Here is a 24,044-nt window from a genome sequence, read left to right on the forward strand (position 1 = left end):
GGGCCGCATGGCTGCCCGTACATCTCGTTCATCCGCCAAGGACCGGCCGTCCTACCGCTGCTCCGAGTGCGGGTACACGACCGCGAAATGGCTCGGCCGGTGCCCCGAGTGCCAGGCCTGGGGCACCGTCGAGGAGATGGGCGGCGCGCCCGCCGTACGGACCACCGCCGCCGGCCGGGTCTCCGCGCCCGCGCTCCCCATCGCCCAGGTCGACGGCCGGACCGCGACCGCCCGCAGCACCGGCGTCGACGAACTGGACCGGGTCCTCGGCGGCGGGCTCGTGCCCGGCGCCGTCGTCCTGCTGGCCGGCGAACCGGGCGTCGGGAAGTCCACGCTGCTGCTCGACGTCGCGGCGAAGGCGGCCAGCGAGGCGCACCGCACCCTCTACGTCACGGGCGAGGAGTCGGCGAGCCAGGTGCGGCTGCGGGCCGACCGGATCAACGCGCTCAACGACCACCTCTTCCTCGCCGCCGAGACCGATCTGTCCGCCGTACTGGGCCACCTCGACGCCGTGAAGCCCTCGCTGCTGATCCTGGACTCCGTACAGACCGTCGCCTCCCCCGAGATCGACGGCGCGCCCGGCGGCATGGCCCAGGTCCGCGAGGTGGCCGGGGCGCTGATCCGCGCCTCCAAGGAGCGCGGGATGGCCACGCTGCTGGTCGGCCACGTGACGAAGGACGGGGCGATCGCCGGCCCCCGACTGCTGGAGCACCTCGTCGACGTCGTCCTCAGCTTCGAGGGCGACCGGCACGCGCGCCTGCGCCTCGTGCGCGGGGTGAAGAACCGGTACGGAGCCACCGACGAGGTCGGCTGCTTCGAACTGCACGACGAGGGGATCACCGGCCTCGCCGACCCGAGCGGGCTGTTCCTGACCCGGCGCGCGGAGGCCGTCCCCGGCACCTGCCTGACGGTGACCCTGGAGGGCAAGCGCCCGCTGGTCGCCGAAGTGCAGGCGCTGACCGTGGACTCGCAGATCCCCTCGCCCCGGCGGACCACCTCGGGCCTGGAGACCTCGCGCGTCTCGATGATGCTGGCGGTGCTGGAGCAGCGCGGCCGGATCACCGCGCTCGGCAAGCGCGACATCTACTCCGCCACCGTGGGCGGGGTGAAGCTGACCGAGCCGGCCGCCGACCTGGCCATCGCGCTCGCGCTGGCCTCGGCGGCGAGCGACGTCCCGCTGCCGAAGAACCTCGTGGCGATCGGCGAGGTCGGTCTCGCGGGAGAGGTGCGGCGGGTGACGGGCGTACAGCGGCGGCTCGCCGAGGCGCACCGGCTCGGCTTCACGCACGCGCTGGTGCCGGGCGATCCGGGGAAGGTGCCGGCCGGGATGAAGGTGATCGAGGTCGCGGACATGGGGGACGCCCTGCGGGTGCTGCCGCGCGGGCGTTCGCGGGCGGCGGCCAAGGAGTAGCCGCTGGTGGCGGGGGGTACGAGGGGGCCCGTCCGGGGTCCCTCGGGGGCGCACCTGGCCAAGCCACGGCGGGCGCGCAGCGCGCGCCGGTAGACTTTGTGCTGGTCCGCCCGGCCGTACGCAGGCGGCGCAACCCGCGACCGGAGGAGTGCAGTGGCAGCCAAGGACGGGGCAGCAGCACCCGGGAAGTCCGGCGCGAGCTCCAAGCACGACGCGCTGATGCGCGCCTCGCTGAGTGCGGTCGCCCCCGGTCAGCCCCTGCGCGACGGCCTGGAGCGGATCGTCCGCGGCAATACGGGCGGTCTGATCGTCCTGGGCATGGACAAGGCCGTCGAGGCGATGTGCACGGGCGGCTTCGTCCTGGACGTGGAGTTCACCGCGACCCGGCTGCGCGAGCTGTGCAAGCTCGACGGCGCGCTGATCCTCGACAAGGACCTGACCAAGATCCTGCGGGCCGGCGTCCAGCTGGTGCCGGACGCGTCGATCCCTACGGAGGAGACGGGCACGCGGCACCGGACCGCGGACCGGGTCTCCAAGCAGTGCGGGTTCCCCGTCGTCTCGGTCTCGCAGTCGATGCGGCTGATCGCGCTGTACGTGGACGGGGAGCGGCGGGTCCTGGAGGAGTCCGGGGCGATCCTGTCGCGGGCGAACCAGGCGCTGGCGACGCTGGAGCGGTACAAGCTCCGCCTGGACGAGGTCGCCGGGACGCTGTCCGCGCTGGAGATCGAGGACCTGGTCACGGTGCGCGACGTGACGGCGGTCGCGCAGCGGCTGGAAATGGTCCGCCGCATTGCCACGGAAATCGCTGAATACGTGGTCGAGCTGGGCACGGACGGACGACTCCTGTCACTCCAGCTGGACGAGCTGACGGTCGGGATCGAGCAGGAGCGGGAGCTGGTGATCCGGGACTACGTTCCGGAGCCCACCGCGAAGCGCTCGCGCACGGTCGAGGAAGCGCTGCCGGCGCTGGACGCGCTGACGCATCCGGAGCTGCTGGAGCTGGCGATCGTGGCGCGGGCGCTGGGGTACACGGGCTCGCCCGAGACGCTGGACTCGGCGGTGTCCCCGCGGGGTTACCGGCTGCTGGCGAAGGTGCCGCGGCTGCCGGGGGCCATCATCGAGCGGCTGGTCGAGCACTTCGGCGGCCTGCAGAAGCTGCTGGCCGCGTCGGTGGACGACCTCCAGGCCGTGGACGGCGTCGGCGAGGCCCGCGCCCGGAGCGTCCGCGAGGGCCTCTCCCGCCTCGCGGAGTCCTCGATCCTCGAACGGTACGTCTGATCCTTCCGACGCGGCCCTCGCACGGCTCGGCGACGCCCAGCCAAGGTCCGGGTCCGAGCCCGGCTCAGTCCTGCTTCAGGACGAACGAGGTCCGGGCGACCGGCATGCCCGGGGACTTGACCTCCACCACGTACGTGTCCGGGACCGCGGCCCCCGCCGGAGGCGTCTGGCACTGGTCGGGGGCGCTGAACTTCCGGTCCCATTCCAGCGATTGCTTCGTCTCGCCCTGCGCCGGGACCCGGAAGAACGCGTTGCCCGCGCCCGACGGGCAGTCCGCCGAGGACCAGACCGCCTTGCTCGTGCTCGCCTGAAGGATGGTCAGGACAGCCTGCTTCGGGCCGAGATCGACCTTGCAGGTCGTGCCGGAGACATTGCGCGCGACCAGTTCGAGGCGGGGCTTCTCGCTCGTCTCGTACTCGTTCTTCACGCTCTTGACCTCCCACTGCAGCCCGCCCGGGGCGCAGGTGGGCAAGGGCGAGTCCGCCGGGACCTGGGGTGCGCCGCCGCCCGTGGCGCCGCTTGCGCCGCTGCCGCCGGCGCCGGCGACACCGCCCGAAGCGGAACCGGTGCCCGGAGTGCCGCCCGGCTCACCGTTCTTGCCCGCGCCGCCGCCCGACTCCGCGCGTCCGCCCGGTGCCTGACTGATCGCCGGGCCCGTCCCCGCGGGTCCGGGGGTGATCGAGGTGACCGGCTTCGGCGCCTTGTCGCCGCCCTTGCCGTTCGTACTCGACCTGCCACCACCGGAGGTGACGGTCCATACGGCGAGCAGCGCGAGGAGCGCGACGACGGACGCCAGCACAGCCCTCCGTCGCCAGTAGATGGAGGAGGGGAGCGGCCCGACCGGATTGCGCATAGATCCCACGGACGGAACTTTACGAGAGTCCGCGGCCCGATCCGCGCCCCACATGCCGCGCAACCGGCTTGTTTTGCCGATGATCATCCTGCGGACCGACCTCTGACCGTCGAGAATCGGCCAAGAGCCCGACGCCGGAATTGATCGGCTTTGAGTACGGTCGGTGAGCATGGACTCCTCCGGCCTCTACCGCGCCATCACCGATTCCGCCCGTTCCGCGCCCGGCTGGGCGCAGTCGGCGTTCGAGGTCTGGACGGAGTACGGGCTCCTGCTCTTCGGTCTGCTCTTCATAGCCGTGTGGTGGCGGGCCCGCGGTCAGGCGGGCCCGCGGGCCGTCGCCCTCGCCGTCGCCGCGCCGCTCGCCACCGCCCTCGCGTACGTCGCCTCCGAGCTCGTGAAGTCCGCCGTGGACGAGGAACGGCCCTGTCGGGCGGTCGCCGGGGCCGCCGCCCCGCTCCTCGCCTGCCCGGCCCCGGGCGACTGGTCGTTCCCCAGCAACCACTCCGCCATCGCGGGCGCCGCCGCCGTCGCGCTGGCCCTCGCCGTACGCCGTCTCGCGCTCGCGGCCGTCCCGCTCGCCGTGCTGATGGCCTTCTCCCGGGTCTTCGTCGGCGTCCACTACCCGCACGACGTCCTGGCCGGCCTGCTGCTCGGCGGGGCGCTCGCCGCGCTCGCCGTCCCGGCCCTGACCGGGCCGATCAGTACGATGACCGCCGCCATGCGGGCGAGCGGGGGGCGCGCCGCTGTCTGGTTCACCGGCCCGGGCCCCGCGCGCCGGCCCTGAAACGTGCCAGGATGCCGTTGCCATGACTGCATCCACCAGCCCTTCCCCCCAGACGTCCTCCGACGCGTCCCACGCGCTGCACTCACCGGTCATCGCCTGGTTCGAGGAGCACGCCCGCGACCTTCCCTGGCGCCGCCCCGAGGCCGGCCCCTGGGGGGTCATGGTCAGCGAGTTCATGCTCCAGCAGACCCCCGTCAGCCGGGTCCTGCCGGTGTACGAGCAGTGGCTCGCCCGCTGGCCCCGCCCCGCCGACCTGGCCGCCGAGGCCCCCGGCGAGGCCGTGCGCGCCTGGGGGCGGCTCGGCTACCCGCGGCGGGCCCTGCGCCTGCACGGCGCGGCCGTCGCGATAACGGAGCGGCACGGGGGCGACGTACCGCGGGAGCACGCGCAGCTGCTCGCGCTGCCCGGCATCGGCGAGTACACGGCGGCGGCCGTGGCCTCCTTCGCGTACGGGCAGCGGCACGCCGTACTGGACACCAACGTGCGGCGGGTCTTCGCCCGCACCACGACGGGCGTCGAGTACCCGCCGAACGCCACCACGGCGGCCGAGCGGCGCCTGGCCCGGGCGCTGCTGCCCGAGGACGAGGAGACGGCGGCCCGCTGGGCGGCGGCCTCGATGGAGCTCGGCGCCCTGGTGTGCACCGCGAAGTCCCCGGACTGCGCCCGCTGCCCGGTGGCCGGGCTGTGCGCGTGGCGCCTGGCCGGGAAGCCGGCCCACGACGGGCCGCCGCGGCGCGGGCAGACGTACGCGGGGACCGACCGGCAGGTGCGCGGCAAGCTCCTCGCGGTGCTGCGCGACGCGGTCGGGCCGGTTCCGCAGGCCGTCCTCGACACGGTCTGGGACGAGCCGGTGCAGCGGGCCCGGGCACTGGACGGGCTGGTCTCCGACGGACTGGTCGAGCCGCTCGCGGCGGGGATGTACCGGCTGCCGCAGGGAACCCCCGTTCCTACCCCCGTGAGCACCGCCGAAACCGCCTCCGCAACGACGGCTTCGACCACCCCCACCAGCCCCGACGCGAGCACTCCGGCGAGTCCCGCCACAAGCTGAGCCCGAGATTCCGTTTATCTCGGCGAAACCCCAGCTCACGGCTCTGTTACACAACCTATGGGTGTCCGTGCGCCCACCGAAGGCTGGCTCGCACAGGGCCGTGACAACCCCTCCGTACCTTCGAATCCGTAAGGCGAGAGGCAACGGACGAGCGGTTGCACGGGACGGAGGCGGTCTGAGATGGCGCACGGCGAGGTACTCGGATTCGAGGAGTACGTACGCACTCGGCAGGACGCGCTCCTGCGCAGTGCCCGGCGCCTGGTTCCGGACCCCACCGACGCGCAGGACCTCCTCCAGACGGCCCTGGTGCGCACGTACGGCCGCTGGGACGGCATCGCCGACAAGTCCCTCGCCGACGCCTACATGCGCCGCGTCATGATCAACACCCGTACCGAGTGGTGGCGCGCCCGCAAACTCGAAGAGGTCCCCACCGAGCAGCTCCCGGACGCCTCCGTCGAGGACGGCTCCGACCAGCGCGCCGACCGCGCCCTGCTGATGGACATCCTCAAGGTGCTCGCGCCCAAGCAGCGCAGCGTGGTCGTGCTGCGGCACTGGGAGCAGATGAGCACCGAGGAGACCGCCGCCGCGCTCGGGATGTCTGCGGGTACTGTGAAGAGCACCCTGCACCGCGCACTGGCCCGCCTCCGGCAGGAACTGGAGAGCCGGGACCTGGACATGCGCGCGCTGGAGCGCGGTGACCACCGCGGTGACCACACCATCCGGTACGAGGGGCGTGAGCGGTGCGCGGCCTGAACGGCCAATGCCTGAGGGGCAGAAGTTCGCTGGTGCTGATGTCGGCGGGGACGGTCGTCCTCGTCGGCACCGTGCTGTTCGCGGCCGGTTGCAGCGCCGGCGGGACCGGTCTGCGCGACGGCGGGCCCGCACAGACCGACCCCGTGTCCAAGACCAGCTCGCCGACGGCCACCCCGCCCGACCACGCCCCGGCCACGACCGGCGCGTCGGGCAAGCCCTCCAAGAAGGTCGACCCGGTCGCGCTGCTCAAGGCGGACCCCAAGGTCAGCGCCGAGGTCAAGCGGGACCTCAAGCCCTGCACGGGCAAGGACTACCCGATCGACGTGAGCTACGGGAAGGTCACCGGGAACGCGGTCGTCGACATCGTCGTCAACGTGCTGTCCTGCGCCGACGCGCTGGGCCGGGGCTCGTACGTGTACCGGTCGGAGGGCGGGACGTACGAGAATGTCTTCTCGGACGAGCAGTCGCCCGTCTACGCCGAGATCGACCGGGGCGACCTGGTCGTCACCAGGCCGGTGTACTCCAAGAGCGACGCGCTCGCGTACCCGTCCGGCGAGGACGTGATCACGTACCGCTGGAACGGGGAGAAGTTCACCGAGCAGGACCGGGTCCACACCGACTACAGCAACATCGACGGCGGGGCCCAGCCCGCCCCCGCCGTCACCCAGAAGAACTAGCAGCGAGCGAGGCTCCCGCATGGCCGAGACCCATGTCCTGTTCGTGGAGGACGACGACGTCATCCGTGAGGCCACGACCCTGGCGCTAGAACGCGACGGGGTCGTGGTCACGGCCATGCCCGACGGCCTCTCCGGACTGGAGTCCTTCCGGGCCGACCGCCCGGACATCGCCCTGCTCGACGTGATGGTGCCCGGCATGGACGGCGTGAGCCTGTGCCGCCGGATCCGCGACGAGTCCACCGTCCCGGTGATCATGCTCTCGGCGCGCGCCGACTCGATCGACGTGGTCCTCGGCCTGGAGGCGGGCGCCGACGACTACGTCACCAAGCCCTTCGACGGCTCGGTCCTCGTCGCCCGCATCCGCGCGGTGCTGCGCCGCTTCGGCCACGCCGGAGGCCCGCAGAACGGCCGGCCCGGCGCGCACGACGAGGACGGCTCCGAGGAGCGCGGGGTGCTGGCCTTCGGCGACCTGGAGGTCGACACCGAGGGCATGGAGGTCCGCAAGGCCGGCGCCCCGGTGGCGCTGACGCCGACCGAGATGCGGCTGCTCCTGGAATTCTCCTCCGCGCCCGGCACCGTCCTCTCGCGCGACCGCCTGCTGGAGCGGGTCTGGGACTACGACTGGGGCGGTGACACCCGCGTCGTGGACGTCCACGTCCAGCGGCTGCGCACCAAGATCGGACAGGACCGCATCGAAACGGTCCGAGGATTCGGATACAAGCTGAAGGCATGAGGCGCTTCACCCTCCGTACGGGGATCCGCTGGAAGATCACGCTCGCCATCGCCGCCGTCGGCGCGCTCGTCGCCGTGGCACTGAGCCTGGTCGTGCACAGTGCTGCCCGCGTGTCGATGCTGGAGAGCGCGCGCGAGGCCCAGCTGGCGAACGTGAACGTCATCGCCCGCTTCGTCGAGGCCGGGCGCAAGCCGCTCCTCGGGGCGAAGGTCAACGACCCCGAACTGCCCGCCCCGCTGCGCGAGAAGGCGCGGTCGGGGCGGCGCGGTACGTACATCCAGGAGTCGAGGAAGAACGTGCCCGTGGTGTGGGCCGCGGTGCCGCTCGGGAACGGGCAGGTGCTGTCGCTGCACAGCGAGTTCACGGAGAGCGCCAACATGGTGCGCGACCTGGACCGGGCCCTGGTCGTCGGGTCGATCTCCGTCGTGGTCGCGGGCGCCGCGCTCGGTGTGCTCATCGGCGGGCAGATCTCGCGCCGGCTGCGCAAGGCCGCGGCCGCCGCGCAGCGGGTGGCGCACGGGGATCCCGACGTACGGGTGCGGGACGCGGTCGGGGGCGTCGTACGGGACGAGACCGACGACCTCGCGCGGGCCGTGGACGCCATGGCGGACGCCCTCCAGCAGCGGCTGGAGGCCGAGCGCCGGGTGACCGCCGATATCGCGCACGAGCTGCGCACCCCCGTGACGGGCCTGCTCACGGCGGCGGAGCTGCTGCCTCCGGGGCGGCCGGCGGAGCTGGTGCGCGACCGGGCGCAGGCGATGCGGGCGCTGGTCGAGGACGTGCTGGAGGTGGCCCGGCTGGACAGCGCGTCCGAGCGGGCGGAGCTTCAGGACGTGGCGCTGGGCGAGTTCGTGAGCCGGCGGGTGACCGCGCTGATGCCGGAGGCCTCGGTACGGGTGGTGGCGGACGAGATCGTCAGCACCGACCCGCGGCGGCTGGAGCGGATCCTGGGCAACCTGCTGGCCAATGCCTCGCGGTACGGGCAGCCGCCGGTCCAGGTCGACATCGAGGGCCGGGTCGTACGGGTCCGGGACCACGGTCCGGGCTTCCCCGAGGCGCTGCTGCGCGAGGGGCCGAGCCGGTTCCGCACCGGGTCCACGGACCGGGCGGGTGTCGGGCACGGGCTGGGGCTGACGATCGCGGAGGGGCAGGCGCGGGTGCTGGGCGCCCGGCTGACGTTCCGCAACGTGGCGGCTCCCGGCGGCGCGGACCGCGAGGGCGCGGCGGCGGGCGCGGTGGCGGTGCTGTGGCTGCCGGAGCAGGCGCCGACGGCGACCGGCAGCTTCCCGGTCGTCAAGCTGTCGCAGTAGGGGCGCCGGGGCGGTCCGCGGCCGGCTCGGCCGCCGCGGCGCGATCCGACCGGGACCGGGCCGTACCCGCGCGCGGACCGGTGTTTTAGCATCCCTGGATGACCGACGGTACGAATCCCCCCAGCAGCCCGCAGCCCCAGCCCACCCCGGGGAACGGGGGCTACGGGTTCCCGCCGGCCCCGCCGACCTCCGCGTCCGGCTACGGCTACCCGCCCGGCGCTCCGGCCCAGGACGGCGGCGGTGGCTTCGGCCCGGCTCCGCAGCAGTGGGCCCAGGGGCTCCCGGACATGGGCGCGCCGACGCCGCCGGGTGCTCCGGGCGGTCCCGGCTTCCCCGGCGCCCCGGGGCCGTTCGCCCCGCAGCCGGACCAGCCGGACTGGGAGGCCATGGCGGACCGTTCGGCGGCCGAGAGGCGCAAGAAGCGGCTGTGGACGATCGGCGGTGCGGTGACGGTACTGGCGCTGCTCGCCGGAGGCGGAACGTTCCTGCTGATGAGCGGGGACGACGGCGGCAAGAACGAGGCGGTGGACGACAAGGCGTCCCCGTCCGTGTCGGCCTCGCCCTCGCCCAGCGGGTCGAAGAGCAAGGCGCCCGTCGACAACACCCCGACCGTCAAGGACGACCCGACCCAGATCCGGGACCGCAGCGGAAAGGCCCCGCTGAAGATGGGCCCCGACGCCGGGGTCTTCCCGATCGACAAGCGCTTCGAGGTCCGTACGAAGGGCAACGAGAACTCGTACGCCGAGTCCGAGAAGCGCGTGGTGGACACGGCCAAGAGCTTCACCGTCTCGGCCCGCGTCTGGAACCGGGCGCCGAAGGGGCGCCAGATCGCCGTCAGCCAGGGCAACGAGAAGTCCTTCTCGTTCGAGCTGGGCCTGGACCAGGTGAACGGCAAGCCCGCCTGGGTCTTCCGCGTCCAGACCGGCGACCAGGGGGCCGAGGCGACCGCCGTGACCGTCAGCGGCGAGAGCCCGAAGATGGAGAAGACGTTCTCCACCGTGACCGGGACCTACGACGCCGAGCGCAAGCAGATCGCCCTCTACGTGAACGGGAAGAAGACCGGCGAGGCTCCCGTCCCGGGGGTCTTCCAGGCGCCGGGCCCGCTGGAGCTGGCCCGCTCCCGCCACGAGGACAAGTGGACCGCGCCGTGGAACGGGGCGATGGAGAGCGTGCAGACGTACGCCTCGGTGCTGTCGCCCGCCCAGATCGACACCCTCAGGCCGGGCCGGGTCGACGCGAAGTCGAAGCCGACCGGCTCCTGGCTCCTGTACTGACGCGTCAGACGGTGACGCCGGCGTTGCGCAGGAAGGAGACCGGGTTCACGGCCGAGCCGTAGTTCGGGGTGGTGCGGATCTCGAAGTGGAGGTGCGGGCCACTGGAGTTGCCGGTGTTGCCGGACAGCGCGATCTGCGAGCCCTTGGCGACCTTCTGGCCGATCCGGACCTGGATCTTCGAGAGGTGCGCGTACTGCGAGTACGTGTTGTTCGCGTGCTTGATCACGATGGCGTTGCCGTACGCCGGGCCGTCGCCGCCGCCGTTGGGGCCGGCCTTGACGATCGTGCCGGCGGAGGCGGCCTTGACCGGGGTGCCGACGGGGCAGGCGAAGTCCTGGCCCGAGTGCTTGTGGGACCACATGGTGCCGCCCTTGCCGAAGGTCGCGGAGAGCGTGTAGCGCGCGACCGGCTTCTGCCAGGCGACGACGGCCTTGGCGGCGGTGGCCTTGGCGGCGGCCGCGTTGGCGGCGGCGGCCACGGAGGCCTGGGCCTTGGCCTGGGCGGCGACCAGCGCGGCGGTGCCGGTCAGGGTGGTCTCCGGAGCCGTGTCGGCGAAGGCGGCGGTCGTCCCGGCCCCGAGAGCCAGCGCCGCACCGAGAGCGGTGGCGCCGACGGCGATACGGGTACGACGGGTGATGCTGCGCTTCGCGGACATAGGAGGACCTCCGGGCCGGGGACAAGGGACGCTTCGGGCAAGAAGCCACCCGGCACGCTGGTGAGCGGATGCCGGGCTTGCCCACCCTTGGTAACCCGTGCCCCGCGGTATCCCCAAACCTCCCGATTACTACCGGGGCTCGTAGGCCGTGGGCGTGTGACGCAACCGGTTGACCCCGCCCCGACTGGCCCGAAGCCCCGCCCCGACAGGGGCAAAACGGACATCACGCCTACGAGACGCCCTAGTAGGTCCGTTTTGCCCTGTGCGGCTTGTCACCGGCGCGGCACCTTCGCCGCCCCCCGAGGACCGAAACCCCCGCAACCGTCCGGACCCCGCGGCTACCCTTGCGCGCCGTGGATCATCGAAGAGGCACCCGTATGGAACCCGCCGCGGTCGCCCGGCCCGGCCGCGCGTTCGCACTGCTGCAGGCGGCCGGCTTCTGCGGGAGCATGGCCACCCGCTGCCTGGAGATCGCGGTCGCCTGGTGGGTCCTGGACCGGACGGGGGACGACGCGCTCCTCGGCCTGGTGCTCGGCGTGGGCGTCGCCGCCGACGTGTTCTCCGCGGAGCCCTGGGCTGGGTCGGCGATCGTCTCCCCGTGCGGCGCGTGATCGTCTGCTGCTTCGCCGGGTCGGCGGCCGTGAGCGGCCTCCTGGCGGGCCTGGCGTTCGCGGGCGTCCACCACCTGGCGCTGGTTCTGACCGGGGTGGCCCTGCTCGGCGTGGGCCTGGGGGTTCGCGAACCCCTGCTGACGTCCGCCGTCCGCGCGGTGGTGGACACGACCGCGGTCGCCGGCGCGGTGCGCGTGCGCAGCGCGATGGCCTCCCTGTCCTCCTTCTCCGGCCCCATCGTCGCGGGCGCCCTCGTCGGCCCCCTCGGCTACTCGGCCGTCCTGGCGCTGTCCTGCGCCGTCGTCACGGTGTGCGCCGCGCTGACGGCGGCGCTCCCGATGCCCGCGGCCCCCGCACGCCCCCGGGAGCGGGCCGCGGTGGGCGCGGCCTCCTGGGCGGCCGACGCCGCGGCCGGGTTCCGGGCCATCAGGGGTGTCGTGCCGGAGTGGCGGCTGGCCCTGCTGGCCATGGCGGTGGACTTCGCGCTGTTCCCCGTCTTCGCCGTGGTCGTGCCCGCACTCGTCTCCTCCCACCACCCGGGCCGGACCTGGGTCCTGAGCATCGTCGAATCGGCCTTCGCCGTCGGCATGATCCTGGGGAGCGCCCTCGTCGTCGGGTGGAGCAACCGCGCGGTGGGTCGGCGCCGCACCGTGCCGTACGGGTTCGCGGCCCTCGGCGCGGGCTTCGTCGGGACCGGCGCCGCCGTCGCCCTGACCGGCCCCGGCGCACCGCTCGTGTTCACCGCCGTGGCGTCCCTGCTGCTCATGGTCTCCGGGGCGGGGCTGTGCATGGTGACCGTGAACACCGGCACGGTACGGCTGCTGGCCACGCCCTCGGAATTCCGCAACAGGATGGTCGCCGCGGCGTCCTTCCTGTCGGGGATCGTGATGCCCCTGGGCTCCCTGGCCGGCGGTCTGATCTCCCGTACGTCGGGTGAATGGCTCGCGCTCACCGCCCTCGGCGGGGTCATCTGCCTGTGCGCCGGCATCGCCCGCGCGGACCGGTCGCTCACCCGGTTCCTGGCCATGCCCGACGAGGAGCTCGACGAGGCCTACCTCCGCGAGTTCCCGTCCGCCTTCGGCGGGGCGGCCGTGCGGTAGGCCTCCGCCGCGGCACGGCAAAGGGGCGGCCCCGGAACCGTGTGGTTCCGGGGCCGCCCCTCGTTACAGCCGACCCTTGCGGGTCACGCGCCCTTCGACAGGTCCGGGCCGGAGCCCGTGGCCTCGATCGGGGGGAGGTCGGGCAGGGCCGACTTCTCCTCGCCGCGGAAGGTGAACTTGGCGTCTTCGCCGTCGCCCTCCTTGCCCACGACCACGATGTGACCGGGACGCAGCTCGCCGAAGAGGATCTTCTCCGACAGGATGTCCTCGATCTCGCGCTGGATGGTGCGACGCAGCGGGCGGGCACCCAGGATCGGGTCGTAGCCCCGCTTGGCGAGCAGGAGCTTCGCGTCGCCGCTCAGCTCGATGCCCATGTCGCGGTCCTTCAGGCGCTCGTCGACCTTGGCGATCATCAGGTCGACGATCTGGATGATGTCTTCCTGCGAGAGCTGGTGGAAGACGACCGTGTCGTCGACACGGTTCAGGAACTCGGGCCGGAAGTGCTGCTTGAGCTCTTCGTTGACCTTCGCCTTCATCCGGTCGTAACCGGTCTTGACGTCGCCCACGGCGGCGAAGCCGAGGTTGAAGCCCTTCGAGATGTCCCGCGTACCCAGGTTGGTCGTCATGATGATGACCGTGTTCTTGAAGTCCACGACCCGGCCCTGGGAGTCGGTCAGGCGACCGTCCTCCAGGATCTGGAGAAGGGAATTGAAGATATCCGGGTGGGCCTTCTCGACCTCGTCGAAGAGGACGACGGAGAACGGCTTGCGGCGCACCTTCTCGGTGAGCTGGCCGCCCTCTTCGTAGCCCACGTAGCCGGGGGGCGAACCGAAGAGCCGCGAAACCGTGTGCTTCTCGCTGAACTCCGACATGTCGAGGGAGATCAGCGCGTCCTCGTCGCCGAAGAGGAATTCGGCGAGCGTCTTGGAGAGCTCGGTCTTACCGACACCGGACGGACCGGCGAAGATGAACGAGCCACCCGGGCGCTTCGGGTCCTTCAGACCCGCACGGGTACGGCGGATCGCCTGGGAGAGCGCCTTGATGGCGTCCTTCTGGCCGATGACCCGCTTGTGCAGCTCGTCTTCCATGCGGAGCAGTCGCGAGGACTCCTCCTCGGTGAGCTTGAAGACGGGAATGCCGGTCGCGGTCGCGAGGACCTCGGCGATGAGCTCGCCGTCGACCTCGGCGACGACGTCCATGTCGCCGGCCTTCCATTCCTTCTCGCGCTTGGCCTTCGCCGCCAGCAGCTGCTTCTCCTTGTCGCGGAGGGAAGCCGCCTTCTCGAAGTCCTGGGAGTCGATGGCCGACTCCTTGTCGCGGCGCACGCCCGCGATCTTCTCGTCGAACTCGCGGAGGTCCGGCGGCGCGGTCATCCGGCGGATGCGCATCCGGGAGCCGGCCTCGTCGATCAGGTCGATCGCCTTGTCCGGCAGGAAGCGGTCCGAGATGTACCGGTCGGCCAGCGTCGCCGCCTGGACCAGGGCCTCGTCCGTGATGGAGACGCGGTGGTGGGCCTCGTAGCGGTCGCGCAGACCCTTGAGGATCTCGATCGTGTGGGGGAGGGAAGGCTCCGCCACCTGGATCGGCTGGAAGCGGCGCTCAAGGGCCGCGTCCTTCTCAAGGTGCTTGCGGTACTCGTCCAGCGTCGTGGCACCGATGGTCTGGAGCTCACCACGGGCCAGCATGGGCTTGAGGATGCTGGCGGCGTCGATCGCGCCCTCGGCGGCGCCCGCACCCACGAGGGTGTGGAGCTCGTCGATGAACAGGATGATGTCGCCGCGGGTGCGGATCTCCTTGAGCACCTTCTTCAGGCGCTCCTCGAAGTCACCGCGGTAGCGGGAACCCGCGACCAGGGCGCCGAGGTCAAGCGTGTAGAGGTGCTTGTCCTTCAGCGTCTCGGGAACCTCGCCCTTGACGATCGCCTGGGCCAGGCCCTCGACGACGGCGGTCTTGCCGACGCCGGGCTCGCCGATGAGGACCGGGTTGTTCTTGGTACGGCGGGACAGGACCTGCATGACCCGCTCGATCTCCTTCTCGCGCCCGATGACCGGGTCGAGCTTGGATTCGCGGGCGGCCTGCGTGAGATTGCGGCCGAACTGGTCCAGGACGAGGGAGGTCGAGGGGGTGCCCTCGGCCGGGCCGCCGGCCGTGGCCGACTCCTTGCCTCCGCCGGAGTAGCCGGAGAGCAGCTGGATGACCTGCTGCCGGACTCGGTTGAGATCGGCGCCCAGCTTCACCAGGACCTGGGCGGCGACGCCCTCGCCCTCGCGAATGAGGCCGAGCAGGATGTGCTCGGTGCCGATGTAGTTGTGGCCGAGCTGGAGGGCCTCTCGGAGCGAAAGCTCCAGGACCTTCTTCGCCCGCGGGGTGAAGGGGATGTGGCCGGACGGGGCCTGCTGCCCCTGACCGATGATCTCCTCAACCTGCTGGCGAACAGCCTCGAGCGAAATCCCGAGGCTCTCCAGGGCCTTAGCGGCGACACCCTCACCCTCGTGGATCAAGCCCAGGAGGATGTGCTCGGTGCCGATGTAGTTGTGGTTGAGCATCCGGGCTTCTTCCTGAGCCAGGACGACAACCCGCCGCGCGCGGTCGGTGAACCTCTCGAACATCGTTTATCGCTCCTCAGAGCGGTCGGGCAGTTCGGGGTCGGTCCCCGCCCTGTCCTTCCGCATGCTAGTCCCGCGGGGCGGGACAGCTCATTCCAACTGCCGACATCCGTCCGCGATCACCCCCACGTCAGTGGGGAAAACCGGCTTCAACAGCCGACAACTGCTCCAACCCGATGGTGCGAGACGATGTTCCCGCAGGCCAGGCAGATACCCGTCACACGTGTACGCCGATGGCGAACGGAACCCGCCCAAATCAGCGTGTCGCCCCGATCCACTAGGAATGTCTTACCCGTAAGGACTGACACTCCATGCCGGTGGCACCGGTTCCCTCCGCTACGGGCGAACACGATTGCGTCCCGAATGTGGGACTCCACCTCGACGGATGTTTACGTTCCGCATTGAGACCGGCGCACTGCGTAACTCCGGTGGCGCTCCGGAGTTGCTCCGGTCATGGCCGTCACCGTTCCACCGCCCCGCGTCGCGCCCGAGGATCCACCCGCGGATCCGTACCTGGACGCGTACGCGTCCTGGTACGCGGAAGTGCTCGGCTGGCCGGTCGCGCAGGGGCCGCCGGCGGAGCTGGTCACCGGGGTGCGGTTCGACGTGCTGGAGGTGCCCGCCGACGCCGGGGAGCGGCTGCTGCGCCGGCCGCTCGGCACGGGTCCGGTGGCGCTCGCCGGGCGCAGGATGCGGTTCCTGGTGGCCGCGGGGAGCGCGGACGAGCTGGACGGGCTGCTGGACTGGCTGGAGTGGGGCGGGGTCGCCCTGGACCTCACCGCGCTGGGCGCCGGCGGCCGGATCTCGGCCCCGGTCCCGCCGGGACACCCCGGGGGAAGTCCCCGGGGAGCCGCCGTGTGGCTGCGGCCCCCCGAGCAGGGGTGTGAGGCACTGCTGCCTTCCCTGCCCGGTCCTGGGCAGGGCGCCGGTCCCCGGCACGGTGGTGCCGGGCCCGATCTCGTACGCCTGGTCGCCGCCGCCGCGACGGAATGCCACCGGGCGCACCTGTGGCGGCGTACACCCCCGCGGAGCGCCGTGGCCGGGCCCCGGGCGGGCCGGCCGGATCAGACCCTGGCGGGTCAGGCCCGGTTCTCGTAGGCCTCGCGGATCTCCTGCGGAACGCGCCCGCGGTCGTTGACGCTCATGCCCTGGGCCTTGGCCCACGCGCGGATCTCGGCGGTGTCCGGGTTTCCGGACGCCGCGGCCGTACGGGTCTTGGCGCGACCGCCCGAGGCACGGCCACCGGTGCGGCGGGCGCCCTTCACGTAGTCGGCGAGCGCGGAGCGCAGCTTCTCCGCGTTGGCGGTGGTGAGGTCGATCTCGTAGGTCTTGCCATCCAGAGCGAACGTCACGGTCTCGTCCGCCTCGCCACCGTCGAGGTCGTCGACAAGAAGGACCTGAACCTTCTGTGCCACCGGGATTTCCTTTCATCGAAAAGCAGTACGCGGAAAGGAAACCGCTTTTCCGTGGAAAACACAAACCCCCGGGGAGAGGTTCGAGACCGCAACGCGGCGGGAAACGTGCGCGATTCGGACATAGGCCACAGGTGCGCGGAGCACGGGAAAAGCCGCCGTGATCGTTCAGAGGTGCAGAAGCATCCGACTGTTGCCCAAGGTGTTCGGCTTCACTCGTTCGAGACCGAGGAACTCGGCGACACCCTCGTCATAGGAACGCAGGAGCTCCATGTAGACATCGGTCTCGACCGGGGTCTCCCCGATCTCGACGAAGCCGTGCTTCGCGAAGAAGTCCACTTCGAAGGTGAGGCAGAAAACCTTGGCGACACCGAGCGTGCGCGCGGTGTCCAACAACTGCCGCAGCAGCTGATGCCCGACTCCGGCGCCCTTCAAGTCGCGGTCGACCGCCAGAGTGCGGACTTCCGCCAGGTCTTCCCACATGACGTGGAGAGCGCCGCAGCCGACGACCTGCCCGTCCGGGTCGCGTTCCGCGACCCAGAACTCCTGGATGTCCTCGTAAAGGACGACCGGGGCTTTGTCGAGGAGGATCCGCTGCTGCACGTACTGGTCGAGGAGGCGTCGCAGAGCGGGAACATCGCCGGTGCGGGCACGGCGGATCGTCACTGTTTTTGCGTGTTCAGCGGAAAACTCACCCATGCCCGGACGCTATCGCCCGGGCTCGGCCCCGCGCTCGGCGGAGTCCTCTTCGGCGGGAGGGGGTTCGGCGGAAGGGGCCGCGGGCGGGGCGGCGGAAGGGGCGACAGGTGGCCGGCCCGCGGACTCGGCGGGCGGCTCGGCGGCCGTCCCGTCGTCGTACCCGACGATGCGGAAGGCGTCGCGCAAGGCGTCGCGCTGTTCGGCGGACATCATGCCGAAGAAGGCCACGAGGGCGGCGGCGGGGTTGTCGCTCGTCGACCAGGCTTCGTTCATCAGTGCGGCCGAGTAGGCGGCGCGGGTGGAGACCGCCGTATATCGATAGGCCCGGCCTTCGGCTTCCCGGCGGACCCAGCCCTTCTGATGGAGATTGTCCATAACCGTCATGACGGTGGTGTACGCGATGGACCGTTCCTGCTGGAGGTCTTCCAGAACTTCACGAACAGTGACCGGGCGGTTCCACTGCCACACCCGCGTCATGACCGCGTCTTCGAGTTCTCCCAAGGGGCGAGGCACAACAGCACGATAGTGTGGAATGTGCGGAATTGCCCGGCTATTCGGAGCGCAACTCGCCGCAAGAATGCGGGGGCGCAGCGTTACCGGGGAGGGCGCGCCGAACCGGCGCGCGGAACCGGCGCGCGCGGGGTCACGCGGGGAAGGCCGGGCGGACTAGTTGCCGGGCCGGGTCTGCTGAGCGGCCTCGGCGCGGGCGATCACGGCGTCGACGGCCGCGTCTTCCTTGGCCTTGTTGGCGCCGCCCTGGCTCTTCACGATCGTCACGACGAGCGCGATGAAGAAGCCGGCCATCACTACGGGGGGCACGAGCGCGGAAACGTAGTCCATGCCCCCAAGCGTAGCTACCCGGCGGCGAGCCCGGCCTCGGGGGGCGGGGTCGGCTTGCGGCGCGGCGGGAACACCTCGCCGGGGGTCGGGATGGGCCGCTCGGACGGGCGCTCGGGGCGCGGCGGCTCCTTGGGGGCCGGTGCGGGCCGGGCGGGCTCTTCCTTGCCGTCCTTGCCGCCCTTGCCGTCCTTGCCGCCCGCGTCGCCCCTCCCGTCCAGGGCGCCCCGGACGTCCCGGCGCTCCCTCGTGTCCTTGCCCCCGGACAGGGCCAGCAGCCGGGTCCGGGGCGGCGGGGCGGTGGAGAGCCGCCTGCGTACGGAGCGCTCGGCGATGCCCTGGCAGCGCTCCAGCACCGCCGCCGCGACCGGGTTGGCCCGCAGGGCGCGCAGCGCGGCCAGGTCGTCGGGGACGGGCTCGTACCCCGCCGCCAGGGCGTCCTGGAGCAGCTCCAGGTAGCCGGAGAGGCTGCCGGGCAGGGCCCCGCGGTAGCGGGCGAGGTCGGCGAGGAGGAACTCTCTGAGCCGCCCCGCCTCCTGGACCGCTTCGTCCACCGACTGCGCGAGGCGCAGACAGTCCTGGACCTCGGGGGTCGTCAGGGGGGCGGGGGCCGTGGAGGACTGGAGGGCGTGGGCGAGCGTTCGCCTGAGCACGTGCAGCTCGGCGGCGCTGAACGCCATGCCGCCGCGGGATCCGTAGGGCGTGGGCATGGGCCGAAGATACGCGCTAATCGGACAAAATCCCCTCAGCGGCATGATTTCGGGCGCGCCGATGGCTACCCGTCCGCCTTGACGGCGTCAAGGAAGTCGGCCCAGGCGGACTGGGTGGTGGCCAGAACCAGGTGCGCCGGGTCGGCCCGGTCGGCCACCCGGACCAGGTGGCCGGGGGCGGCGGAGACGTAGACGCAGGCGTCTCCTTCGCCGCAGTACGTGGACTTCTGCCAGGCGGGGTGAGCGGTCATGGTGTCTCCTCCGGGGGACGGCTCCGTTGCTTTCCCGTGGAGGGAAGGTAACCGGGAGGGGGCGCCGGACCGATGACTTCGGCGGAAATCGGTGCGTCGCCGTTGCAGGGGCGGGACCATTCGCGGATCTGCGGGGCGGGGCCGACGCCGGGGCGGGCCCCGCGTCCCGTCAGGGGTGGAGGCGGGCGGTGAAGGCCCCGACCGCCTCCTCCACGTCCTGCGGGGTCCACTCCAGGCCCGGGGCCGTGACCGTCAGCTCCGTCATCGAGACGCCCGGCGCCGCCGCCGGCGACCAGCGGTGGAAGAGGACCGTGCCGGTCTCCTCCGCCGTGCGGACCCCCGCCTCCGTCAGCCGGTCGGCCTCGTACGGCAGCCAGAGCTGGAACTGGTGCGTGTGCGGGGTCTGCGGGTTGATCCGGAACCACGGGACCGGCCCGTCGGCCAGCGCCCCGCCCAGCGCCGCGGCCACCCTGCGCGCCTGGGCCACGTACGAGGGCAGGCGCGGGAGCTCCCGGTCCAGCCCGGCCAGCGCGGACAGGGCCTGCGGGAACTGGCGGAAGACCTGGCCCCCGTACCGGTGGCGCCAGACCCGCGCCTCCGCGACCAGGGAGGAGGAGCCCGCCAGGGCGGCGCCGCTGAGCCCGCCGAGGGACTTGTAGAACGAGACGTACACGGAGTCCGCGAGCCCCGCGATCTCCTCCAGCGGCCTCCCGAAGTGCACCGTCGCCTCCCACAGCCGGGCCCCGTCGAAGTGGACCACCGCGTCCCGCTCGCGGGCCGCGCCGACGAGCGCCTCCAGCTCCTCCCAGGTGGGCAGGAGGAAGCCCGCCTCGCGCAGCGGGAGCTCCAGCATCAGCGTGCCGAAGGGCTCCGCCAGATCCGCGACCTCCTCCGCCGTGGGCTGGCGCGGGTCCTTCGTCGGGTGCACCGTGCGCAGGCCCGAGACCAGCGACAGCGCCCCGCCCTCCCACATCTCCGGATGGCTCATCGGGTGCAGGGCGACCACCGGGTTCCCGGTCCGCCCGGCCCAGCAGCGCAGCGCGATCTGCTGGGCCATCGTCCCGGACGGGAAGAACGCCGCGTCCTCGGTCCCCAGCAGCTGCGCCACCCTCTCTTCGAGCCGGGTCACCACCCCGTCGCCGTACACGTCGGCCGGCTCGTCGGGGTCCGGTGCGGCCAGCCCCGCCAGCAGCTCCCCGACCGTCGCCTCGCGCAGGCTGCGCGTGAGCGTCCGCCGCGCCGTACGCCCCGCCGCCACCAGCCGCTTCGTCAGATCCTCGTCACCCGTCATGCCCCGATCATCGCCGACCGGCCAACACGCCCAGGGGCTAGCATGGCGGCGTATCGTCCGGTACCCCCCGCGGACTGGAACGGAAGGCCTTCCCCGCGTGAATTCATCCCAGCAACCGCGCCCCGCCCGGCTCACCGTGGGCGTCGTCGGCGCAGGCCGGGTCGGCCCCGCGCTGGCCCGTGCGCTCCAGCAGACCGGGCACCGGCCGGTCGCCGTCTCCGGCGTCTCCGACGTCTCGCGCAGGCGCGCCGCGCGGATGCTGCCCGACGTGCCGCTCGTACCGCCCGCGCAGGTGCTGGAGCTGGCCGACCTGGTGCTGCTGACCGTGCCCGACGACGCGCTGCCGGCGCTCGTCGAGGGGCTCGCCGAGACCGGGGCGGTCCGGCCCGGGCAGCTCCTCGTCCACACCTCCGGGCGGTACGGGACCGCCGTCCTGGACCCGGCCCGGCGGGCGGGCGCGCTGCCGCTGGCCCTGCACCCCGCGATGACCTTCACCGGCACCGAGGTGGACGTGCAGCGCCTGGCCGGCTGCTCGTTCGGCGTGACGGCCCCCGAGGAGCTGCGGCTCGCGGCCGAGGCCCTGGTCATCGAGATGGGCGGGGAGCCCGAGTGGATCGCGGAGGAGAACCGTCCGCTCTACCACGCGGCCCTCGCCCTCGGCGCGAACCACCTGGTCACCCTGGTCGCCCAGTCCATGGAGCTGCTGGCCAAGGCCGGGGTCGAGCACCCCGATCGGATGCTCGGCCCGCTGCTCGGCGCCGCCCTCGACAACGCCCTGCGCTCGGGAGACGCCGCGCTGACCGGCCCGGTGGCCCGCGGGGACGCCGGCACGGTCGCCGCGCACGTGGCGGAGCTGCGCAGGCACGCGCCCGCCTCGGTCGCCGGGTACCTGGCCATGGCCCGGACGACGGCCGACCGGGCCCTCGCGCACGGCCTCCTCAAGCCCGAACTCGCCGAGGACCTCCTGGGCGTGCTCGCCGATCCCGAGGGTGGGGACCAGTGACCGAGCTGCTGCTGATCGACACCGCCGAGGAGCTGCACAAGCTCCCGCGCGCCGCCGAGGGCCCCCGGGCCGTCGTCATGACCATGGGCGCCCTCCACGAGGGCCACGCCACCCTCATCCGTTCGGCCCGCGAGCGGGCCGGGCGGACGGGCCAGGTCGTGGTCACCGTCTTCGTGAACCCGCTGCAGTTCGGGGCGAACGAGGACCTCGACCGCTACCCCCGCACCCTCGACGCCGACCTGGAGATCGCCCGCGCGGCAGGCGCCGACGCCGTGTTCGCCCCGGCCGTCGACGAGGTCTACCCCGGCGGCGACCCCCAGGTGCGGGTCAGCGCCGGCCCGATGGGCGAGCGCCTCGAAGGGGCCACCCGGCCCGGCCACTTCGACGGCATGCTGACGGTCGTCGCCAAGCTGCTCCACCTCACCCGCCCCGACCTGGCCCTCTTCGGCCAGAAGGACGCGCAGCAACTGGCCCTGATCCGGCGGATGGTGACCGACCTGAACTTCCCCGTCGAGGTGGTCGGCGTACCGACCGTCCGCGAGGAGGACGGGCTCGCGCTGTCCTCCCGCAACCGGTACCTGTCCCCCCAGGAGCGGCGCACCGCCCTGGCCCTGTCCCGCGCCCTGTTCGCCGGGCAGGACCGGCTCGCCGCGCAGGCCGCGCTGCGGGCCCGCGCCGAGGCCTCCCCCACCAGCGACGAGCGGGCCACCGCCCTGGCCCGGCTCGGCGAGATCCGCTGCGCCGCCGACGCGCACGCCGTGTCCGCCGCGGGCACCGGGCTGCCGGACGCCGTACGGGCCGCCGCCCGGCACGTCCTGGAGGAGGCGGGCCGGCACGATCCGCCGCTGGTGCTGGACTACCTGGCGCTGGTGGATCCGCAGGACTTCACCGACGTCCGCCCCGAATTCACCGGGCAGGCGGTCCTGGCCGTCGCCGCCAAGGTGGGGACGACCCGGCTGATCGACAACATCCCATTGGAGTTCGGAGCACACACGTGAGCACCCCAGGCACAGGCACAGGCACCGCCGGTACCGGCATACGGCTGCACGCCAACGCCCCCGGCTGGGCCCTCGACGCCGACGTCGTGGTCGTCGGCTCCGGCGTCGCCGGCCTGACCGCCGCACTGCGCTGCGCCGCCGCGGGCCGCCGTACGGTCGTGGTCACCAAGGCCCGCCTCGACGACGGCTCCACGCGCTGGGCCCAGGGCGGGATCGCCGCGGCCCTCGGCGAGGGCGACACCCCCGAGCAGCACCTGGACGACACGCTGGTCGCGGGCGCCGGGCTGTGCGACGAGGCCGCCGTACGGCTGCTGGTGACCGAGGGGCCGGACGCCGTGCGCAGGCTCATGGCCACCGGGGCCGTCTTCGACACCTCCGCCGAGACCGGCGAGATAGAGCTGACCCGCGAGGGCGGCCACCACCGCCGCCGGATCGCGCACGCGGGCGGCGACGCCACCGGCGCCGAGATCTCCCGCGCGCTGGTCGAAGCCGTCCAGCGAGCGGGCATCCGTACGGTCGAGAACGCGCTCGTGCTGGACCTGCTCCAGGACGCCGAGGGCCGTACGGCCGGGGTCACCCTGCACGTCATGGGCGAGGGACAGCACGACGGCGTCGGCGCCGTCCACGCCCCCGCCGTGATCCTCGCGACCGGAGGCATGGGCCAGGTCTTCTCGGCCACCACCAACCCGTCGGTGTCCACCGGCGACGGGGTCGCGCTCGCGCTGCGGGCCGGGGCCGAGGTCTCCGACCTGGAGTTCGTCCAGTTCCACCCGACCGTGCTCTTCCTCGGACCGGACGCCGAGGGCCAGCAGCCGCTGGTCTCGGAGGCGGTCCGCGGCGAGGGCGCGTACCTGGTCGACGCCGACGGCGTCCGCTTCATGCAGGGGCAGCACGAGCTGGCCGAGCTGGCCCCCCGCGACATCGTCGCCAAGGGCATCATGCGCCGCATGCAGGAGCAGGGCGCGCAGCACATGTACCTGGACGCCCGGCACTTCGGCGCACGGATGTGGGAGCAGCGCTTCCCCACCATCCTGGCCGCCTGCCGCTCCCACGGCATCGACCCGGTGACCGAGCCGATCCCGGTGGCGCCCGCCGCGCACTACGCCTCCGGCGGCGTACGCACCGACCTGCACGGCCGCACCACCGTCCCCGGCCTCTACGCCTGCGGCGAGGTGGCCTGCACCGGCGTGCACGGCGCGAACCGGCTCGCCTCCAACTCCCTGCTGGAGGGGCTCGTCTTCGCCGAGCGGATCGCCGCCGACATCGCCGGCGCAGCGCCCGCCGGCAGCGGCCCCGGCATCCCGGTCCCCGCGAGCGGCCCGCTCCAGCCCGCCGAGGCACGGTACGAGGTCCAGCGCATCATGACGGACGGGGCGGGCGTGCTGCGCTCCGCCGAGTCCCTGCGCGCGGCGGCCGCCGCCCTGGAGGACCTGTACGCGACGGCCCTCACGGCGCTGGAGACGGACGGCAAGACCGCCGTGCCCGGCGTCGAGACCTGGGAGGCCACGAACCTGCTGTGCGTGGCCCGCGTCCTGGTCGCCGCGGCCCTGCGCCGCGAGGAGACCCGCGGCTGCCACTGGCGCGAGGACCACCCCGACCGCGACGACGCCGCCTGGCGCCGCCACCTCGTCGTCCGGCTGTCCGCCACCGAGAGGCGGGCCCTGGTCGTCACCCCCACCGACTCCGCGGGCTTTCCGTCCGTACAGCACCCCCTGAGCCAGGAGCAGTCATCGTGAGCACCGAACAGCAC

24 protein-coding genes and 1 pseudogene are annotated in these 24,044 nt (G+C 72.7%); 15 read left to right on the top strand and 10 right to left on the bottom strand.

Going from position 1 to position 24,044, the window contains the following annotated elements; genetic code table 11:
- Positions 1-7: 7 nt before the first annotated feature.
- Positions 8-1,411: a DNA repair protein RadA gene (radA, locus tag CP980_RS15115; RefSeq protein ID WP_132758520.1), complete on the top strand. Its 1,404-nt coding sequence runs from the start codon at positions 8-10 to the stop codon at positions 1,409-1,411.
- Positions 1,412-1,564: 153 nt separating this feature from the next.
- Positions 1,565-2,689 carry a DNA integrity scanning diadenylate cyclase DisA gene (disA, locus tag CP980_RS15120; protein ID WP_030158457.1) on the top strand — a complete coding sequence of 375 codons (1,125 nt, stop codon included), beginning with the start codon at positions 1,565-1,567 and terminating at the stop codon, positions 2,687-2,689.
- A gap of 64 nt (positions 2,690-2,753) precedes the next feature.
- On the opposite strand, the gene CP980_RS15125 is transcribed toward disA, so the two are convergent.
- Positions 2,754-3,542, bottom strand: coding sequence for a hypothetical protein (locus CP980_RS15125; RefSeq protein WP_308439417.1), 789 nt, complete (start codon positions 3,540-3,542; stop codon positions 2,754-2,756).
- A gap of 169 nt (positions 3,543-3,711) precedes the next feature.
- Between CP980_RS15125 and CP980_RS15130 the strand changes: the two genes are divergently transcribed.
- The 7 genes and pseudogenes from CP980_RS15130 (at position 3,712) to CP980_RS15160 (ending at position 10,121) form a co-directional block, all read left to right on the top strand.
- Entirely contained in the window at positions 3,712-4,326 is a 615-nt protein-coding gene (locus CP980_RS15130) for a phosphatase PAP2 family protein (protein WP_132758516.1), read from the top strand.
- Between the two features lie 22 nt (positions 4,327-4,348).
- Positions 4,349-5,257: pseudogene (locus CP980_RS15135) on the top strand (HhH-GPD family protein); the annotation flags it as partial.
- A gap of 297 nt (positions 5,258-5,554) precedes the next feature.
- Positions 5,555-6,127 carry a SigE family RNA polymerase sigma factor gene (locus CP980_RS15140; RefSeq protein ID WP_048478496.1) on the top strand — a complete coding sequence of 191 codons (573 nt, stop codon included), beginning with the start codon at positions 5,555-5,557 and terminating at the stop codon, positions 6,125-6,127.
- 38 nt (positions 6,128-6,165) lie between these two features.
- Positions 6,166-6,804, top strand: coding sequence for a hypothetical protein (locus tag CP980_RS15145; protein ID WP_132758514.1), 639 nt, complete (start codon positions 6,166-6,168; stop codon positions 6,802-6,804).
- 19 nt (positions 6,805-6,823) lie between these two features.
- On the top strand, positions 6,824-7,537 hold the full coding sequence (gene cseB, locus CP980_RS15150; RefSeq protein ID WP_150528375.1) for a two-component system response regulator CseB: 714 nt from the start codon (positions 6,824-6,826) through the stop codon (positions 7,535-7,537).
- Positions 7,534-8,847 carry a two-component system sensor histidine kinase CseC gene (cseC, locus tag CP980_RS15155; RefSeq protein ID WP_132758512.1) on the top strand — a complete coding sequence of 438 codons (1,314 nt, stop codon included), beginning with the start codon at positions 7,534-7,536 and terminating at the stop codon, positions 8,845-8,847. The genes cseB and cseC overlap by 4 nt, the downstream gene beginning before the upstream one ends.
- A gap of 98 nt (positions 8,848-8,945) precedes the next feature.
- Entirely contained in the window at positions 8,946-10,121 is a 1,176-nt protein-coding gene (locus CP980_RS15160; RefSeq protein ID WP_150528376.1) for a LamG-like jellyroll fold domain-containing protein, read from the top strand.
- 4 nt (positions 10,122-10,125) lie between these two features.
- On the opposite strand, the gene CP980_RS15165 is transcribed toward CP980_RS15160, so the two are convergent.
- Positions 10,126-10,776 (bottom strand): M23 family metallopeptidase, encoded by a 651-nt coding sequence (locus CP980_RS15165; RefSeq protein WP_150528377.1) that lies wholly within the window; start codon positions 10,774-10,776, stop codon positions 10,126-10,128.
- A 377-nt stretch (positions 10,777-11,153) separates the two neighbouring features.
- On the opposite strand from CP980_RS15165, the gene CP980_RS35125 reads away from it, so the two are divergent.
- Entirely contained in the window at positions 11,154-11,387 is a 234-nt protein-coding gene (locus tag CP980_RS35125; RefSeq protein ID WP_167535836.1) for a hypothetical protein, read from the top strand.
- Positions 11,375-12,487: an MFS transporter gene (locus CP980_RS15170; RefSeq protein ID WP_167535837.1), complete on the top strand. Its 1,113-nt coding sequence runs from the start codon at positions 11,375-11,377 to the stop codon at positions 12,485-12,487. The genes CP980_RS35125 and CP980_RS15170 overlap by 13 nt, the downstream gene beginning before the upstream one ends.
- An 83-nt stretch (positions 12,488-12,570) precedes the next feature.
- On the opposite strand, the gene CP980_RS15175 is transcribed toward CP980_RS15170, so the two are convergent.
- Entirely contained in the window at positions 12,571-15,096 is a 2,526-nt protein-coding gene (locus tag CP980_RS15175) for an ATP-dependent Clp protease ATP-binding subunit (protein WP_030158472.1), read from the bottom strand.
- Between the two features lie 450 nt (positions 15,097-15,546).
- On the opposite strand from CP980_RS15175, the gene CP980_RS15185 reads away from it, so the two are divergent.
- Complete coding sequence (locus CP980_RS15185; protein ID WP_150528379.1) at positions 15,547-16,191, top strand: SCO3374 family protein; 645 nt, start codon at positions 15,547-15,549, stop codon at positions 16,189-16,191.
- Here CP980_RS15185 and CP980_RS15190 read toward each other — a convergent pair.
- From CP980_RS15190 to CP980_RS15215, 7 genes are all read right to left on the bottom strand, one after another.
- Positions 16,173-16,508: a histone-like nucleoid-structuring protein Lsr2 gene (locus tag CP980_RS15190; RefSeq protein ID WP_048478489.1), complete on the bottom strand. Its 336-nt coding sequence runs from the start codon at positions 16,506-16,508 to the stop codon at positions 16,173-16,175. The genes CP980_RS15185 and CP980_RS15190 overlap by 19 nt on opposite strands.
- 165 nt (positions 16,509-16,673) lie before the next feature.
- On the bottom strand, positions 16,674-17,204 hold the full coding sequence (locus CP980_RS15195) for an amino-acid N-acetyltransferase (RefSeq protein ID WP_132758504.1): 531 nt from the start codon (positions 17,202-17,204) through the stop codon (positions 16,674-16,676).
- Between the two features lie 9 nt (positions 17,205-17,213).
- Positions 17,214-17,717: a BlaI/MecI/CopY family transcriptional regulator gene (locus CP980_RS15200; RefSeq protein ID WP_132758502.1), complete on the bottom strand. Its 504-nt coding sequence runs from the start codon at positions 17,715-17,717 to the stop codon at positions 17,214-17,216.
- A 153-nt stretch (positions 17,718-17,870) separates the two neighbouring features.
- On the bottom strand, positions 17,871-18,044 hold the full coding sequence (locus CP980_RS35130) for a hypothetical protein (protein WP_165937327.1): 174 nt from the start codon (positions 18,042-18,044) through the stop codon (positions 17,871-17,873).
- Between the two features lie 14 nt (positions 18,045-18,058).
- Positions 18,059-18,721: a hypothetical protein gene (locus CP980_RS15205; protein WP_150530232.1), complete on the bottom strand. Its 663-nt coding sequence runs from the start codon at positions 18,719-18,721 to the stop codon at positions 18,059-18,061.
- Between the two features lie 95 nt (positions 18,722-18,816).
- Positions 18,817-19,002: a DUF397 domain-containing protein gene (locus CP980_RS15210; RefSeq protein WP_132758500.1), complete on the bottom strand. Its 186-nt coding sequence runs from the start codon at positions 19,000-19,002 to the stop codon at positions 18,817-18,819.
- Between the two features lie 169 nt (positions 19,003-19,171).
- Positions 19,172-20,293: a threonine aldolase family protein gene (locus CP980_RS15215; protein WP_150528380.1), complete on the bottom strand. Its 1,122-nt coding sequence runs from the start codon at positions 20,291-20,293 to the stop codon at positions 19,172-19,174.
- Between the two features lie 97 nt (positions 20,294-20,390).
- On the opposite strand from CP980_RS15215, the gene CP980_RS15220 reads away from it, so the two are divergent.
- The 3 genes from CP980_RS15220 to CP980_RS15230 are packed head-to-tail and all read left to right on the top strand — an operon-like array spanning position 20,391 to position 24,030.
- Positions 20,391-21,296 carry a Rossmann-like and DUF2520 domain-containing protein gene (locus tag CP980_RS15220; protein ID WP_132758496.1) on the top strand — a complete coding sequence of 302 codons (906 nt, stop codon included), beginning with the start codon at positions 20,391-20,393 and terminating at the stop codon, positions 21,294-21,296.
- Positions 21,293-22,294 (top strand): pantoate--beta-alanine ligase, encoded by a 1,002-nt coding sequence (gene panC / locus CP980_RS15225; RefSeq protein WP_189999089.1) that lies wholly within the window; start codon positions 21,293-21,295, stop codon positions 22,292-22,294. Before CP980_RS15220 ends, panC begins: the two co-directional genes overlap by 4 nt.
- The gene (locus tag CP980_RS15230; RefSeq protein ID WP_132758494.1) at positions 22,291-24,030 is read left to right on the top strand and encodes an L-aspartate oxidase; all 1,740 of its coding nucleotides are present in this window, start codon (positions 22,291-22,293) and stop codon (positions 24,028-24,030) included. Before panC ends, CP980_RS15230 begins: the two co-directional genes overlap by 4 nt.
- Positions 24,031-24,044 lie beyond the last annotated feature (14 nt).

Origin of the sequence: Streptomyces vinaceus (genome assembly GCF_008704935.1) — a bacterium.
Classification (GTDB): Bacteria; Actinomycetota; Actinomycetes; order Streptomycetales; family Streptomycetaceae; genus Streptomyces; species Streptomyces vinaceus.